This is a genomic window from Amycolatopsis sp. NPDC005003 (genome assembly GCF_053600695.1).
In genome coordinates this window covers 104,210-119,412 of record NZ_JBSGAI010000008.1, presented here as the reverse complement: position 1 = coordinate 119,412, position 15,203 = coordinate 104,210, and the positions used below count along the sequence as shown (strand labels likewise).

Genomic DNA, 15,203 nt, shown 5'->3' with positions numbered 1-15,203 from the left:
CCTACGCGCTTTGCCCGGTCGTCGTCGCACGCGGGGCCCGCGCGCACGCGAAGTAGACCACCGGCCCGACGTAGTTCACGGCGATCACCAGGGTCCACGGCCACTTCGGCCCGCGGACGCGCTCGGCGGGTAGCCGGGCGAGGTCCCACCAGGCCGCCGCGGAGAGCAGGAGCTGCACGCTCGCCGCGGCGCCGATTCCCGTGCGCTGCCGGGCGGTCAGGTCACGCCACCGCTTGTGGTGTCCCATGTCGACTCCTCTCATCGGGCTTCCAGGACGGGCGTGGATATCGGCCGGCTCGGCCTGCTGACGTTGGCCGCCGGTATATCCATGGTGCTCGGCACCAGGCGTCGCCGACTCCGAAGAGCCGTCCGCCCGTCCGCACGCGAAGATTGCCCGGGCGGACGGGCGTCTCATCCGCGGGGCCAGACGACGCCACGCGCGGGCATGGAGTCGGTCACCGCGGGTGAGACCACGCTCACCGCCGAAGCGGCGTATCTGCGTCTCATCGGTTTCGCCTCATCCGGTTGGGGACGGGGGCTCGCCGAGCCACCCCGGCGGGCACCCGGCGCACTGGTCCAGCGCCCGCCCGATCAGTTCCACGAGCTCGACCGTGCGGGTTGCGTAGCCCCATTCGTTGTCGTACCAGCCGAACACCTTCGCCAAGTGCGAGTCGGCCTTGGTCAGCTGGGCGTCGAACACGCAGGACGCCGGGTCGCCGATGATGTCGCGGGACACTATGGGCGCCTCGGTGTAGCGCAGGATGCCCTTGAGGTCGCCGTCGGCCGCCTCGGCGAACGCCCGGTTCACCTGCTCCGCCGTCACCGGGCGCTCGAGCTCCACCGTCAGGTCGGTCAGCGAGCCGTCCTCGACCGGGACGCGCACGGCGACGCCGTCGAGCTTGCCGGCCAGTTCCGGGAGCACCAGGCCGATCGCCTTGGCGGCGCCGGTGCTGGTCGGCACCACGTTGACCGCCGCCGAGCGGGCGCGGCGCGCGTCCTTGTGCGGGCGGTCCAGCAGCGCCTGGTCGCCGGTGTAGCTGTGGATCGTGGTGAGCAGGCCGCGGCGGATGCCGAACGCGGAGTGCAGCACCTTCACCATCGGGGCCACGCAGTTGGTCGTGCACGAGGCGTTCGAGACGATGTGGTGCTTCGCCGGGTCGTAGTCGCCTTCGTTGACTCCCAGCACGATCGTCGCGTCGACGTCCTTGCCGGGCGCGGAAATCACGACCTTCTTCGCACCGGCGGCCAGGTGCACTCCGGCGGTTTCGCGGGTGCGGAACCTGCCGGTCGACTCGACGACGACGTCGACGCCGTACTCGCCCCACGGCAGCTCCGCGGGGTCGGCCTTCGCGGTCACCTGGATGAGGTGGTCGCCGACGCGCAGGGCTTCGCCGTCGACGACCTCGACCGGCGTGCGCAGCCGCCCGTAGGTGGAGTCGTACGCGAGCAGGTGCGCCAGCATCTCCGGGGACGTGATGTCGTTGACCGCGACCACTTCGATCGGGCTGTCCGGCGTTTCCAGCACGCATCGGAGGATGTCCCGCCCGATCCTGCCGAAGCCGTTGATCCCGAGCCTTACCGTCATGGCGTCTCCCTGTCATCGTTCGTTCCCCTCGATGGTCTGCACCGCGGGTCTCCGCGCGTAGGGCCCTTGGTCCTCGCAGGTCGGGCAGAACGGCAGCTTCGCGGGACGGCCGGAAGGCGTTGGCTGGCAATCGAAGGAGTCGGTACCGCGGGAGGAGCAGCGATGACGGTGCGGAACACGCGGAAACCGTTCGGGCCGCATCGGCGGATGCCGGCGCAGGACAGCTTGTGGGTGCACCTGGACCGGCCGGAGAACCTGATGGTCGTCACGTCCGTGCTGTGGACCAGGACGCCGGTGGACGTCGCGCGGCTGCGGTCGCTCGTGTCGGACCGGCTGCTCGCGCGGTACCCGGTGTACCTGCAGCGAGCCGTGCGGCACGGCGGCCCGGCGCAATCGATCAGCTGGGAAACCGATGTCGGCTTCGACCTCGGGATGCACGTGGTGGAGCAGGAACTTCCCGCACCCGCTGACCAGGCGGCGCTTGAGGACTTCGTCGCCGCTCGCCGAAGCACCCCGCTCGACCCGAAGCGTCCGCTGTGGACCATCGATTTGCTGCAGGGCTTTCGCGGTGGCAGCGCGCTCGTCTGTCGCACGCACCACGCGATGGCCGACGGGATCCGGCTGACGCAGGTGTTGTTCAGCCTCCTGGACCCGGCGGACGGCGCTGCCGTCGCCCCGCACGCGAAGGTCGGTGGTGCGGCACCACACCGGCAAGCCGTGGCACAGCCGGTGGCCCGGCTCGGTGCGGCCGCCCTGCGCGCGCTCGGCGACGCCGGCGCGAAAGCCCAGCAGCACGCGGCCCGCGTGCACCCCGTGCTGGAGACCGCCGTGGCCCTGCCGGTGCTGGGTGTGACCGCGGCGGTGGGCACCACCGGTGCCGTCGCCGGATTCCTGGCTTCGGCGCTGGACGGCGGCCCCCGCCGAGTGGTCGACACGGTGGCCGGTGCCGCGACGACGGTCTGGCACAGCGCCACCGGCGCGACGGACCTGCTGGGGCCGTCCACGGCGACCGGGCTCTGGGACGGCGAGCCGGGTGTCGAGAAGACCGCGGCGTGGGGCGAGCCGATCCCGCTGGCCGAACTCGCCCGGATCGGCCACGAGACCGGGACGACGGTCAACGACGTCTGCACGGCGCTGGTCGCCGGCGCGCTCGACCGCTACTTCACCGCCCACGGCACCGCCCGTCCGGATCCGTCCGATCTGGGCTGGCTGATTCCGGTGAGCCTGTCGTCGTTCGACGACGAACTGCCCGCGACCCTGGGCAACCACTTCTCGCTCGTGCTGGCCCAGTTGCCGCTGGGCCGCCGGACGTTCGCCGAGCGCCTCGCCGAGGTGCACCGCCGGGTCGCCCGGATCCGGGACTCCTACGAACCGGTGCTCACGTTCGGGATGCAGTACGCGATCGCGCAGAGTCCGGCACCGGTCGGTTTGGCGCTGAGCCGGTTCTTCGCCGGCAAGGCCGTCGGGGTCCTGACGAACGTGCCCGGCCCGCGGGCGCCGATGACGCTGGCCGGTGCGGAGGTCGAGGGTGTCGTCGGCTGGGCGCCGTGCAGCGGGCGGCAGGCGATCACGATCTGCATCTTCAGCTATGCCGGCCAGGTGCGGTTCGGGTTCGGCACGGACCGCAAGCTGATCCCGGATCCGGAGACCCTGGTCGGCGGGCTGGCCGCGGAGTTCGCCGCGGTCCGGTGATCACGGGAACGCGGCGCTCAGGGCCTGGACCTCCCGCTCGATCGCCTTGGCGAGCACGCCCGTCTCCGGGATGGTGCCGGCGTCCGAGGTGATGCCGAACGTGATCCGTCCGGCGTAGCTGAGCATCGCCACCCCGGTGCGCACTCGCAACGCGATCGGCACGTACGGGTAGATTTCGACGATCCGGCGGCCGAGTGCGGACAGCGGTTCGGCCGGGCCGGGCACGTTGGTCGTCACCGTGACGATGTTGCGCTGGGGCAGGTGCGCGGCGGCCCGGATGGCCCAGGCGGTCGGCGCGAACGGTTCGTGGGCGGCGGTCGCGGTCAGCAGCGCGCCGGCGTCGGCCTCTTTGCTCGCTTTCAGCGTGCTCAGGCGGTGGTGCACCCGGACGAGGCGCTGCACTGGATCGGCCAGGTCGACCGGCAGCAACGGCAGCAGCAGGGAGACTTCGTTGTCGACGGCGGTGCCGGTGCGCACGGACACCGGCACCAGGGACCGCACGCTGTCCGCGGCCGGCGTTTCGCCGCGGTGCAGCAGGAGTTCCCGGAAGCCGCCGGCGACCGCGGCCAGCAGGACGTCGTTCACCGTGACGCCGTGTGTCTCCGCCACCCACTTGACGTCGGCCAGGGCCACCGACGCGGTGGCGTACCGGCGGTCGCGGCCGAGCGGCCCGGTCAGCGGAGTCGGCGACGCCGGCAGCAGCGCGGAGGTCAGCGCGGCGAGGCCGCGGGCGGCGTCGCTCACGCGGCGGGCCAGCCGGTTCGGGTGCAGCAGCGCACGGGCGATCAGGCGCGTCTGGTCCCAGGGGGCGCGCATGATCGAGCCCGCGGCGTCCAGCAGCAGCTTGGCCGCACCGGGATCGGGTGCTTCCGCACGTCGAGCCGGCGCGGGTGTGTCCCCGAAGAGGATCGTCTGCAGCCGGGTCGCGGCGAGCCCGTCGGCCAGTGCGTGGTGCACCTTGGCCAGGATCGCCCAGCGCCCGTCCGGCAGGCCTTCGATGACCCAGAACTCCCACAGCGGCCGGTCGCGTTCCAGCCGTTCGCCCATCAGCAGGGCGACCAGTTCACACAGCGCCTGCTCGTCGTGCGGTTCGGGCAGCGCCATCCGGCCGAAGTGTGCTCCCGCGTCGAAAGCGGGGTCGTCGACCCAGGCCGGCGGGCCCAGGTCGAACGGCACCGTGCGGACCTTCTGGTGGTACCGGGGGATGCCGGCCAGCCGGGCTCGCACGACGTCGACGAACTCCTCCTGCGCCGGCGCGGGTCCTTCGGCGATCGCGATCGAGGCGATGGCGAGGGATGCGCTGGGGTCTTCGTCCTCGATCTCGAGGAAGACGGCGTCGAGCGGGCTGAGGCGGTCCATCAGCCGGCTCGGGTCAGGGCGTCACGCCGGCGTTCGTACTCCTCCTGCTCGATCTCGCCACGGGCGAACCGCTCGTCGAGGATCCGCCGGGCGGTGTCGCCCGGCGTCGGCGGTAGCGGTGCCTTGCGGGCGAGGACGACGACGAGGGCGACGAGAGCGGCCAGCACGAGCGCCATCAGCACGAGCATGCCGATGCCGCCCGCCCAGCCCATCGTCGTGGGGTAGTGCCAGTACGGCATGACCGGCTCCTTTCCTAGTGGGCCTGGAAATGCTTCGGGGCCGCTTCAAGCGGCTGCAGCACGTCGGCGAGGTGACGGCGCGGGGTCGCGGGCAGCGGGTCGGCGTTGGCGGGTGCCCAGCCGACGCGCAGGATCATCTGCGGGAACGACCCGCCGGTGACCCGCTCGGTCACCGTCTCGCGGACATCGGCGAGCTCCAGCGGCTCGGTCAGCGGGCACGAGGACAGGCCGAACGCGTTCGCCGTGAGCAGCACCGCGCTGGTCGCCTCGCCGGCGCGCAGCCGCGACATCCGGTCGTCGGAGGCGGTGCTCAGGATCAGCAGCACGGTCTCGTCGTCTTCGGCCTTGGCGTCGGGCGGCTGGGCCAGCAGCGGGTCGGCGAACGGGCGGGCGCGCAGCGCACCCGGGGTGTCGTCGGGGGCCGGGGTGTTGCGGGCCGGGACGCCGTCGGGCGAGACGTGGCGGCCGCTCCAGGCAGCCAGCTCGGTGCGGTAGGCAGGGTCGTGGGCGTGCCGCCGGGACGCCTCTTCGATCGCGGTCGCCAGGTGGTATCGCGCGGAGTTCTCGGCGACCTGCAGCACGGTGCCTTCCAGCGCCGCGGCCTTGGCCATGGCTTCGACGTGCCCGCGGGGTACGGTCCAGGAGCTGTGCTGGCGCCGGTCGGTGCGCCGCCGGGGGATCGCGGCCGCCATGGCGATCTCGTCCTGCGTCGGCTGGTGCTGCTCGAGGGTGATCGCGGCGAGGTGGTCGGGCTCGCCGGGGTTGGGCAGCCGGTGCACTTCGGCGGTCCAGCCGAGCGCGGCGAAGCCGATCCGGAGGTGGTGCAGAGCGGCGCCGCAGCTGAGGATCAGGTCCCGGCCGTCCGGGTCGGTTTCGTGCAGGAGCCGGTTCGGATCGGCGTAGAGGTGCAGCGAGCTGTGCCCGATCCGCCAGTACCACGGCTGGGAGTTGTGCACCGACGGCGCGCGGACGGCCATCGCCACCGCGGTCCTGACGGTGAACTCGTCCGGAAATGCTCGCTCCATCATCGGCCTTCCTCGCGGTCCGGGTGTTCGGTCGAGTCGAGCCTCGCACCGCCCAGCTCGTCGGCAGCAGGGCCGGAATGCCTCTGGATCGGGGACTTTCGGTGCTCCGGCGCCAGCCAGGCCAGTGCGCGCGCGACCGATTCGGCCGGCGTGCCGGTGGTCGGGAGCGGGTGTGCCTCGGGCCAGGGATCGGCGTCGGCGGTCATCCGGTGCGCGATGTCCGGGGTGGCGTCGGAGAGGGTGCCCGCTCGGCCGGTGATCCGGTGTGCGGCTGTCGCTTCCGGTCCCTGGCAGTGGACGGCGACCAGCGGACTGCTCGTCCGTCCGGCTGTCTCGGTGGCGAGTTCGCGGTGCCGGGCGGCGTTCCAGGACGCATCCAGCACGACGGTTTCGCCCAGGGCGAGCAGTTGCTCGGCCCGGCGCACGAGTTCGGCGTAAGTCGCGTCGGTGTGGTGGTCGTCGTAGAGGCCTTGCCGGTAGCCCTCGGCGGGCCGCCGGGCCGGGACGAGCCCGGCCAGTTCCTTGCGCAGCCGATCCGACTGCAGCAGCGTGGCGCCGAGCCGGTCGGCCAGACCACCGGCGACCGTCGACTTGCCGGTGCCCGGTTCTCCGCCGACGAGGACCAGCCGCACCTGCCCCAGCCGGAGGTGCTCCAGGGCGAGTCCGGCGTATTCACCCGCGAGCCCAGCCGCTTCGGTGTCGCCTTGGGCGTGGCGCAGACAGGCGACCTTGACCCGGACGAACGCCCGGTAGGCAAGATAGTGGTGCACCAGGGCCGGGGGAGCAGGGTCACCCGCGAACTCGCGGTAGTCGGCGAGCAGCTGTTCCCCGAGCTCCGGCGCGCCGAGCCGTTCGAGGTCCATGGCGAGGAAAGCGACGTCGTCGAGGACGTCGACGTGCCGGAGGTGGTCGTCGAACTCGAGGCAGTCCAGCACGCGTGGACCGTCGTCGAGGCAGAAGACGTCGTCGGCGAGCAGGTCGCCGTGGCCGTCGACGACGTGTCCCTCCGCGATCCTGCGCTCGAACAGCGCCTTGCGGCCAGCGAGGAAGTCCTCGGCCAGGGTTTCGATCTCGAGCGCCATGGCCGGGTCCAGCACTTCGCCGTGGAAGGGCCGCACCTGCTCGAAGCTCGCGCGCCACCGGTTCCGGACCGCGTCGCGCGTCTCGTCGGCGCTGATCCCGGGGCCGCGTTCGGCCCGCGCGTGGAAGGTGGCGAGCTGCCGCGCCAGCTGCCGGATCGTCACGTGCAGCGGCTCGTGCCCGCGAACCAGCGTCGACAGCCGGCGATCCTCGGGCATCCGGCGCATGACCACGAGGTGGTCGCACACCGCGCCGTCCGGGCCGGTGACGTCGGCGACGCCCAGATAGACGTCAGGTGCCAGCCGCCGGTTCAGCGCCACCTCCCGGTGGCACACCCGCTCCCGCGTCTCGCGGGCGGTGAAGTCGAGGAAGCCGAGGTCGACCGGCTTCTTCAGCTTGTAGGCGAGGTCCCCGACGAGGAAGACCGCACCGATGTGGGTTTCGTGCACATCGGCCCAAGGCACGTTCATGCCCTGAGGATCGCCGGTCGGCACGCGCCGCCGAAGGGCGTTAGGTCACCGGCCGGGAGCCGGAAGTCCCGGACCGGGGACGAAGGCACCGCAAGCCGGGGCCGCGTCGAGGGCCTGCGGGCGGACGGGCGTCCCGGTGCTCCCGGACCTGCTGTGGGCCCTGAGACGTTCAGGTGACGAAAGTCCTTCTCCTCGGGGCCGAACGACGCCATCCTCACGCGGCAGCGGAGTCGTACCGTCGGAACGAGGGGAATCCGGCCCGACGCGGCCGGAGAGGAGTCCCACGACGATGGAGGGTGATTCCCCTGCTGACCGGTATCGACCGTGACCACGGGCTGCGGTGCGGGCCGACCCGCTACCTGGCCGCGGTGAGAGCCGCGCTCGGTGTCGGCGAGGAGTCCTCACTCGGCGGTGAGCTCGTGCCGGCGCCGTCCCGCGTCCGCCGCTTCGTGGCCGGTATCCACTCCACCGGCAGGCCCGTCTCCGCGCCGGTTCCGGTGGATCTGTGCGGCGACCCGGGCGAACTGGCGGCCCGTCTGCTGCGCTACCGCCGCGACGAGTGGTCCGCGTCTTTTCTGGGCCGGACCGGGTGACTCGGCATGTCCACTGTGGAGGAAAGGCCCTGGAAGGCGGCCGAGACCGAACTACTGCTCCGGTCGATGATGAGTGCGCCGTCAGTGCACAACACCCAGCCGTGGCTGCTGGAGGTCGAGCCGGACGAGCTGCGGGTGCGCGAACGCGCCGAACCGGCCCTCCCACACCACGACCCACACGGCCGCGACCGCGCCGCGTCGTGCGGCGCGGCGGTGGCCAACCTCGAACTCGCCGTACGAACCCTCGGCCGGGCCGCGGAGACCGCGTTACTGCCCGACGCGGACGATCCGGGCCTGGTGGCCCGGATCGCCGTCGGCGCCGAGGCCGCACCCAGCCCAGAAGAACTCCGCCGGTACGGGGCGATCGCCCGCCGGGCGAGCCACCGGGCGCCGTTCGACGGGGTGGCTGTGCCGGCACCGGTGGTGCACAAGCTCGTCGACGCGGGCGGGTCGCCGGGCGTCGAAGCACGTCCCGTCCGGCCCGGCAGTGAGGTCGCCGTCGTCGCCCGGTTGCTGCACTTCGCCGCGGAGCACTTCCGGACCGACCGCGGCTACCAGCGCGAGCTGTCTCTCTGGACGATCCGGGACGAAGATGCCCACCGGCACGGCGTGGGAATCCCCGCCAGCCGGGTGCCGTCGGGTTCGGTGCCGTGGGCCGGGCTGGTCCGGCGCGCCACGGAGGTCCCGGACACACCGGAACTCGAGCGTCGCCTCACCGGTGAGACCCTGCTGGTTTTCGTCACGGTGGCCGACGCCCGGCTCGACCACATCCGCGCCGGGTATGCGCTGGAACGAGCCTGGCTCGCCGCGGTCGACCTCGGCCTGGCGGCGGGGGTGCTGACGCAGCCGCTGCACCTGGAGCCGGTGCGTTCTGCGCTGTGCGAGGACCTCGATCTCACGGGCTTCCCGCAGGCTCTCCTGCGCATCGGATACGCCGCGGAGACCGACCCGCCTTCGCCACGGCGGGGGGAGCAAGAGGTCCTGCGCGGCGGACCGGGATCGGCCGTCCGCCCACCGGGACGATGACCCCGCACATCGCGGCCGGCCGTCGAACGCGCCAATTCCGCGGTGTGTGCGCCGCCGGGGGACCGGCAGGCGGTCTTGGACGCGGCGCTGTCGCTGGTCTCGACTCCGCTGCCGCGTGATGCCCCGTTGTGGTCCGTGGTCTTGGTGACCGGGTTGGCCGACGGGGAAGCCGCGCTGGTGGTCGTGCTTGACCACGTGCTCGCGGACGGCGTCGGCCGCTGGCCGCGTTCGGCGGCTACCGCTGGTACCTGAATCACCAGCACCGGATGCACACGCTCGTCAGCCACGTGCGGGGTCCCGCTGAGCCGGTCACCTTCGGCGGTGCGCCGGTCCGGGCGGCCATCCCGCTCAGCGTGGGCGAAACCGGGAACCTGACCGTCGTCTTCGAAGTGCTCTCGTACGCGGGCACCCTGACTATCTCGATGCTCGCCGACCGCAGCCGGTGTCCGGACCTCGAGGCACTCGCCGAGGGCCTGAGCGCCGAGCTGGACCTGGTGCGCGGCGAAGCTGAACGGCGGCCTTTCGGCTCTCCACTCGTGGACCCAGGACCCTGCCCCACGCGGGACCGCGGGCCGATGCTCGAGGCAGGAACGGAGGTCACCATGACAACCAGCGTGAAAACCCGCCCGCCCGTCCGGTCCCGGCGTGCCGGTTACCTCGTGGGGGTGGTGCTCAACGGCGTTCTGCTGGCCCTGGTCAACGGCCGGCCGGGCTGGGAAGCCGTGCCGTTCCTGACCCCGGGATTCTCCTCGGTGGTGGGCCTGGTCGACCTCGCCCTGGTGGCCGGCCTGGTCACCGGTCTCGTCCACATCTGGTACGACCCCGCGTGGCTCGTCGCGCTCAACGGCGTCGTTACGTCCTGTGCTGGTCTGGCCGCACTGGTCCGACTCTGGCAAGTCTTTCCGCTCGATTTCGCGGGAGCGTCGTTCGACTGGGCGCTGGTGGCCCGGATCGTGCTGATCGTCGGGCTCGCCGGGACCTCGATCGGGCTACTGGTCCAGCTGCTGACCCTGGCCCGGGCCGGCGTGCGGCGGCACTGAGGGCAGATACCGCGGATGTGTTCGGGGGAGTACTCCGCTGCCGGGGATGGCTGCCGCTGGGTGAGACCTCGGGTCGCGAGCTCGCTGTTCCTCGGCGAGTCGCCGTCCGTGGTCGCGGTGGTGGGTGCGCGCGGTTTCCAGCTCGCGCCGCGTTCCCGCGGACAGCACGGGCAGGCCGGCGACCTGGGAATGCGGGTGCTGCCGGGAGATCCCGGCCGCAAGACCGTGGTTGCGGAACACCACGACCTGGGCGGCCGCGGGCCGCAACGCGTGCAGCCGGTGCTGCCACGCCGTCAGCACATCGGTGACCTCCGCTTCGGTGCCCGTCGCGAAGTCCCAGTCGTGCCGGGGCGACTCGATCACGATCTCGTGCTGGTCCGACAGCGCGTACGGTCCCAGACGCCGGCGGCGGGCTGGGAGGTGTCGACGTGGCACCGCCACACCGACCGTGTCCGCGTGGTGTCCGAAAAGGACAACACTGCGGCCGGCTGCGGATCGTGCACGAAGACGAAGTCACAGTCCGCAAAATCCGGATCGGTCGACAGCTCCTCGGCGTTGCGGAGAGAAGTCTCCTCGTAGAGCCGGATTTCGGCGTCCATGATCGGTTCGGTGCCGCCTTGGAGCGCGTTGTGCAGCTTCTTCCTCACCGCGAAGAAGGCCGGTTCACCGTTGATGATCTTCGACCGTCTGCATCCGGAGACCTCTCGCCCGGCGGGCCGGGGATTCCAGCGTCGGCCCGGCGAACCGGTGGCGCCAGGGCCCAAAGTCACCGGATCGGCGATGGCGGAAACGGCCGCAAGGCCCGCGGACGCGGGACTGTGGGCCCTGCGCCGTGACCGCGGGGGTCGGTGATGCTGGGCGCACCTCACGTTTTCCGAAGCTTGCAGAAGGCAGGAAACGATGTACGCGTCGATGTGGTTGATCCGGTTGCGGCACACTCTCTTGCCCGGGCGTGACACCGTGGCCCGGCCGTCGGACCGGATTCAGGCGGCCGTGCTGCTCGTCGTGGGTCTGGCGTCCCTGCTCGCCGGCGTGGGTGCGGTCCTGCTCGGAATCGGCATCCACGCGGCAGAAACGGCCGAGTCCCGCGATCAGATCGCTTCGCGCTACGAGGCGACGGCGGTTCTGCTGGCCGACGGACCGGCGCCTGGCACCGTTGGCCACAGCGGCACCCTGGGCGAATCCGGTCCGGCAAAAGCCTTTTGGCTGGCGCATGACGGGCAGCGGCACACCGGCGAGGTGGACGCCCCGGCCGGAACGGTCGCGGGCAACGAGGTTCCGGTCTGGCTCGACGGCACGGGCACGCCGGTCGACCGCCCGCTCACCCGGATTGCGGCGGTCGTCATCGCGACCGGGCTTTGGGTGGGCGTGGTGTTCGCCCTCGCCCTGGCCTACCGCGGAGTGGTCTTCGCGCTGGACCGGATCCGCCTCGCCCGCTGGCAGCAGGAGTGGTTCGCCCGGCAGCCCGGCCGCACCCGGCGGGATGACCAAAGTCCCGCCGGCTCGTGACCGTCGGCCACAGCGGCACCTCCATCGATCCGCGACCGTCGACTCGGTCACAAAATCACCCTTAGGAGCGAACATGAAGGCTGCAGTCGTCACGGATTTCTCGTCCGCGCTCGAGCTGCGCGAGGTACCGGTCCCGGAGCCCGGCCCGCAGCAGATCCTGGTCCGGTTGGAGACCTGCGGGATCTGCCACACCGACATCCACGCCGCTCACGGGGACTGGCCGGTGAAGCCGGCCCTGCCCCTGATCCCAGGCCACGAGGGCGTCGGCATCATCGAACGCGTCGGTGCCGGGGTGCCGGAGGACCGGATCGGGCAGCGGGTCGCGCTGCCGTGGCTCGGCTCGGCCTGCGGTGAATGCGGATTCTGTGTCTCCGGCTGGGAGACGCTGTGCGAGGCGCAGCAGAACACCGGCTATTCGATCGACGGCGGCTACGCCGAGTACGCCGTCGCGAACGCCCACTACGCGGTCCCCGTGCCCGACGGTGTCCCGCCGATCGAGGCGTCCCCGCTGACGTGCGCAGGCGTGACGACCTACAAGGCCGTCAAGGTCGGTGACGTCCGCCCGGCGGACCGGGTCGCGATCTTCGGCGTCGGCGGCCTCGGTCACCTCGCCATCCAGTACGCACGCATCGCGGGCGGCTTCGTCACGGCGGTCGACATCGAGCCCGGAAAGCTCGACCTCGCCCGCGAGCTCGGCGCGGACCGCGTCGTCGACGCGAGCGCGGGCGACCCGGCCGAAGCCGTCCAGGCCCAGGGCGGGGCGGACGTGGCGATCGTGCTGGCCGCGGCGCCGAGCGCGTTCGAGCAGGCGCTGCGTTCCCTCCGCCGCGGCGGCCGCCTGGTCTGCGTCGGCATCCCCGCGGGCGGCGTGCTTCCGGTCCCGATCTTCGAGGCGGTGATCAAGGGCATCTCGGTGATCGGTTCGATCGTCGGTACCCGGAAGGATCTGGCCGAGGTGTTCGCCCTGCACGCGGCGGGCCGGACGACCGTGACGGCCGAGACCCGTAAGCTCGAGGACATCAACGAAGCCTTCGAAGAGGTCTTGGCCAACCGCGTTCCCGCGCGTCTGGTGATCGAGTTCTGACTCGGTGACAGAGTGCTCCACCGAGCCGCCGGGCTTGCTTGGTCGTCAGCGCTTTTCCTCATTGCCGTTGCTCGCCGTCGAATCTCACGGCCAGGTTCGTGATCGCCGAGCCGAGTTCGTCCGCGGTGGTCAACGCCGCGACATAGCGGTCAGGGCGGACCAGCACGATGTCACGGCCACGGGAGCGGAACCACGGGCGAAGCTCATTGTGCACGTCTTCGACGACGATGGTGCCAGGGTCGACGCGGTGCTGCTTGTGGTGGCGCTCGCCGGCCCGGGATTCGACGATCTTGACGATCCGCGGGTTGAAGATCTTCATCGCGGCGAGCTCAGTGTCGCCGAGCCCGCTCAGCGGGTCGCATTCGAATCCGATCACGGCGAACCACGGTCCGAGCACGTCGTCGAGGCGGGGGTGCGTACCCGTGGCCGTCTCGACCCGTGGTTGGACGAACATGCGGCCCACGCCCGGGACGTCCGCACCGGCCACGAACCCGGCCTGGTAGTGGGGGATCGGCTTGAAGCGCATCTCCAGCACCCACCGTTTGACCGCCGGGGCGAGGGAAGCCGCGCGGAGGAACCAGTTGCGGGCGTGGGCCAGCGACCGCCGGGTCGGGCTGAGGATGCGGCCGAGCGTGGTGGACAGTTCGATCATCGCGCGGGCGTGTGGCCGGCGTTCCCGGTCGTAGGTGCCGAGAAGCGCGTGATCGGCCTGGTCGCGGACGATCGCCGCGAGCTTCCAGCAGAGGTTGGTGACGTCGCGGATGCCGGTGTTCATGCCCTGCCCGGCCCACGGCGGCATCAGGTGCGCGGCGTCGCCGGCCAGTGCGATGCGGCCGTCGGTGAAGCGGGCGGCGATGCGGGAGTGGTGGGTGTACACCCGGGCGCGGATGACGTCGACGACGTCCGGGTCGGCGACGTGCTGCCGGAGGAGGTCGCGGACGCGGTCCGGGGCGAGCATCTCGTCGGCGTCCTCGCCGGGGAAGAGCATGAACTCCCAGCGGCGGCGGTCGTCCGGGAGATGGGCGCAGACGTACGGGCGTCGCGGGTCGCAGTGCAGCGCGGTGTACGGGGCGTCCAGGGGATCGTTGGCGCAGTCGATGACCACCCACTTGCGCGGGTGGGTGGCGCCTTCGAGGGGGATGCCGAGCAGGCCGCGCACGGTGCTGCGGCCCCCGTCGGCCGCGATCACGTAGTCGGCGCGTACTTCACGGGAGCCGGCCAGGGAGAGCGTCACGCCGTCCGCGTCCTGCCGGATCTGCCGCAGTTCGGTGCCGAGCAGCACCCGCACGTGGGGGAACCGCCGCAGGCCGCGGCGCAGCACGGCCTCCGCCTCGGGCTGCGAGAAGATGTTGCGCTTGTACCAGCCGTGGTCCTGGGCGGTGGGACGGATGTCGGCCAGGCAGCGCCCGGAGGCGTCGAAGAACTTCAACGGCACGTTCTGGATGGCGCTGCGCAGCACGTCGCCGGCGAGGCCGACGGTCTGGAAGGTGCGCAGGGTTTCGTCGTCGACCCCGATCGCGCGCGGATACGCCACGACGTCGGATTCGCGGTCGATGATCAGCGTGGTGACGCCGTAGGTGCCGAGCAGATTGGCCGCGGTCGCCCCGACCGGGCCGGCGCCCACGATCGCCACCTGGACGCGGTCGGTCACGGCGAGACTTCCGTGAGGAAGCCGGTCACCAGCCGGATGAAATCGGCCGGGTTGTCGTCGTGCGCGTAGTGGCCGGCCTCGGGGATCTCCTGCCAGTGCAGCAGCCGCTGCCGGTCGGCCATTTCCCGGCAGACGGAGACCGGCAGGAAGTCCGAGCGCGCGCCGCGGAGGACGAGCGTCGGGCAGCGCAGCGCTTCCACGCAGGCCCACAGGTCGACCGGCCCGGCGGGGTCACCGCTGCGCCGGGCGGCGGCGATGCCCGCCATGTCGAGCTTCCATTCCCACCGCCCGTCGCCGCCGGGGCGGACGGTGTGCTCGATCCGCGACCTGAGCGCGTCTTCGGTGATGCCCGGCCGGGTGTCCCGCCAGTAGGCACGCACGGCCCCGAGCGAATCGAAGCCGGGCGGTGTGTCCCGCAGCTCGCGCAGGATCCGGTCCGCGCCCGCGGTGTCCGTCGACGAACCCGGCCCGATGTCCTCGACGACCAGGGCCGTGACCTGCTCCGGGTGCCGTGCGGCATAGGCGTATCCCACCGTGCCGCCCATCGAGTGGCCGATGATGCCAAAACGCGTGAGCCCGAGCGAAGCGACGAGCTTTTCCAGGTCGCCGACGTAGGCGTTGGTGAAGTAGTCGCGCTCGGGGTCCCACGCGCTCTCGCCGCGCCCGCGGAAGTCCGGGGCGATCACCGCGTGCGTGCTGCTCAACGCGCGGGCGACCGTGTCCCACGTGTGGGCGTAACTGCGCAGGCCGTGAAGCAGGAGGACCGCCGGGTTCCGGTCGTCGCCCCAGCGCAGGTAGCGGCTCTTGAGTCCATTGAGGACGATGTGGTGACTCGTCGGCTCGGTCATCG

Annotated in this window: 17 protein-coding genes; 7 read left to right on the top strand and 10 right to left on the bottom strand. The window is 71.8% G+C overall.

Annotation, left to right across the window (positions count from 1 at the left end; genetic code table 11):
* Position 1 precedes the first annotated feature (1 nt).
* Both ACWED2_RS12200 and gap read right to left on the bottom strand, forming a co-directional pair.
* Complete coding sequence (locus tag ACWED2_RS12200) at positions 2 to 247, bottom strand: PLD nuclease N-terminal domain-containing protein (protein WP_449690495.1); 246 nt, start codon at positions 245 to 247, stop codon at positions 2 to 4.
* Positions 248 to 517: 270 nt separating this feature from the next.
* A complete protein-coding gene (gap, locus tag ACWED2_RS12195; protein WP_449690494.1) occupies positions 518 to 1,585 on the bottom strand; it encodes a type I glyceraldehyde-3-phosphate dehydrogenase in 1,068 nt (355 codons plus the stop codon).
* A gap of 162 nt (positions 1,586 to 1,747) precedes the next feature.
* On the opposite strand from gap, the gene ACWED2_RS12190 reads away from it, so the two are divergent.
* Positions 1,748 to 3,277, top strand: coding sequence for a WS/DGAT domain-containing protein (locus ACWED2_RS12190; protein ID WP_449690493.1), 1,530 nt, complete (start codon positions 1,748 to 1,750; stop codon positions 3,275 to 3,277).
* On the opposite strand, the gene ACWED2_RS12185 is transcribed toward ACWED2_RS12190, so the two are convergent.
* Genes ACWED2_RS12185 through ACWED2_RS12170 form a run of 4 tightly spaced genes read right to left on the bottom strand, consistent with a single transcriptional unit; the run spans position 3,278 to position 7,450 of the window.
* Positions 3,278 to 4,636, bottom strand: coding sequence for a wax ester/triacylglycerol synthase family O-acyltransferase (locus tag ACWED2_RS12185; RefSeq protein WP_449690492.1), 1,359 nt, complete (start codon positions 4,634 to 4,636; stop codon positions 3,278 to 3,280).
* Positions 4,636 to 4,875 (bottom strand): SHOCT domain-containing protein, encoded by a 240-nt coding sequence (locus ACWED2_RS12180; protein WP_449690491.1) that lies wholly within the window; start codon positions 4,873 to 4,875, stop codon positions 4,636 to 4,638. Before ACWED2_RS12180 ends, ACWED2_RS12185 begins: the two co-directional genes overlap by 1 nt.
* Positions 4,876 to 4,889: 14 nt before the next feature.
* Positions 4,890 to 5,900 (bottom strand): Acg family FMN-binding oxidoreductase, encoded by a 1,011-nt coding sequence (locus ACWED2_RS12175; RefSeq protein ID WP_449690618.1) that lies wholly within the window; start codon positions 5,898 to 5,900, stop codon positions 4,890 to 4,892.
* Entirely contained in the window at positions 5,900 to 7,450 is a 1,551-nt protein-coding gene (locus ACWED2_RS12170) for a bifunctional aminoglycoside phosphotransferase/ATP-binding protein (protein ID WP_449690490.1), read from the bottom strand. Before ACWED2_RS12170 ends, ACWED2_RS12175 begins: the two co-directional genes overlap by 1 nt.
* A 296-nt stretch (positions 7,451 to 7,746) precedes the next feature.
* Here ACWED2_RS12170 and ACWED2_RS12165 point away from each other — a divergent pair, with 296 nt between their 5' ends.
* Genes ACWED2_RS12165 through ACWED2_RS12150 form a run of 4 tightly spaced genes read left to right on the top strand, consistent with a single transcriptional unit; the run spans position 7,747 to position 10,109 of the window.
* The gene (locus ACWED2_RS12165; protein WP_449690489.1) at positions 7,747 to 8,043 is read left to right on the top strand and encodes a hypothetical protein; all 297 of its coding nucleotides are present in this window, start codon (positions 7,747 to 7,749) and stop codon (positions 8,041 to 8,043) included.
* 6 nt (positions 8,044 to 8,049) lie between these two features.
* Positions 8,050 to 9,069, top strand: a complete 1,020-nt coding sequence (locus ACWED2_RS12160; protein WP_449690488.1) for an Acg family FMN-binding oxidoreductase — start codon at positions 8,050 to 8,052, stop codon at positions 9,067 to 9,069.
* 42 nt (positions 9,070 to 9,111) lie between these two features.
* Positions 9,112 to 9,321, top strand: a complete 210-nt coding sequence (locus ACWED2_RS12155) for a wax ester/triacylglycerol synthase domain-containing protein (RefSeq protein ID WP_449690487.1) — start codon at positions 9,112 to 9,114, stop codon at positions 9,319 to 9,321.
* 14 nt (positions 9,322 to 9,335) lie between these two features.
* Positions 9,336 to 10,109: a WS/DGAT domain-containing protein gene (locus ACWED2_RS12150; RefSeq protein WP_449690486.1), complete on the top strand. Its 774-nt coding sequence runs from the start codon at positions 9,336 to 9,338 to the stop codon at positions 10,107 to 10,109.
* Here the strand turns inward: ACWED2_RS12150 and ACWED2_RS12145 are convergent.
* Both ACWED2_RS12145 and ACWED2_RS12140 read right to left on the bottom strand, forming a co-directional pair.
* Positions 10,059 to 10,472 (bottom strand): hypothetical protein, encoded by a 414-nt coding sequence (locus ACWED2_RS12145; RefSeq protein ID WP_449690485.1) that lies wholly within the window; start codon positions 10,470 to 10,472, stop codon positions 10,059 to 10,061. The two genes, ACWED2_RS12150 and ACWED2_RS12145, sit on opposite strands and share 51 nt — an antisense overlap.
* A complete protein-coding gene (locus ACWED2_RS12140) occupies positions 10,469 to 10,879 on the bottom strand; it encodes a hypothetical protein (protein ID WP_449690484.1) in 411 nt (136 codons plus the stop codon). The genes ACWED2_RS12145 and ACWED2_RS12140 overlap by 4 nt, the downstream gene beginning before the upstream one ends.
* Before the next feature lie 130 nt (positions 10,880 to 11,009).
* On the opposite strand from ACWED2_RS12140, the gene ACWED2_RS12135 reads away from it, so the two are divergent.
* Both ACWED2_RS12135 and adhP read left to right on the top strand, forming a co-directional pair.
* Entirely contained in the window at positions 11,010 to 11,618 is a 609-nt protein-coding gene (locus ACWED2_RS12135; RefSeq protein WP_449690483.1) for an Rv1733c family protein, read from the top strand.
* A 73-nt stretch (positions 11,619 to 11,691) separates the two neighbouring features.
* Positions 11,692 to 12,702, top strand: coding sequence for an alcohol dehydrogenase AdhP (gene adhP, locus ACWED2_RS12130; RefSeq protein WP_449690482.1), 1,011 nt, complete (start codon positions 11,692 to 11,694; stop codon positions 12,700 to 12,702).
* A 58-nt stretch (positions 12,703 to 12,760) separates the two neighbouring features.
* On the opposite strand, the gene ACWED2_RS12125 is transcribed toward adhP, so the two are convergent.
* On the bottom strand, positions 12,761 to 14,353 hold the full coding sequence (locus tag ACWED2_RS12125; protein WP_449690481.1) for a bifunctional 3-(3-hydroxy-phenyl)propionate/3-hydroxycinnamic acid hydroxylase: 1,593 nt from the start codon (positions 14,351 to 14,353) through the stop codon (positions 12,761 to 12,763).
* Positions 14,350 to 15,201 (bottom strand): alpha/beta fold hydrolase, encoded by an 852-nt coding sequence (locus ACWED2_RS12120; RefSeq protein ID WP_449690480.1) that lies wholly within the window; start codon positions 15,199 to 15,201, stop codon positions 14,350 to 14,352. The genes ACWED2_RS12125 and ACWED2_RS12120 overlap by 4 nt, the downstream gene beginning before the upstream one ends.
* Between the last annotated feature and the right edge of the window lie 2 nt (positions 15,202 to 15,203).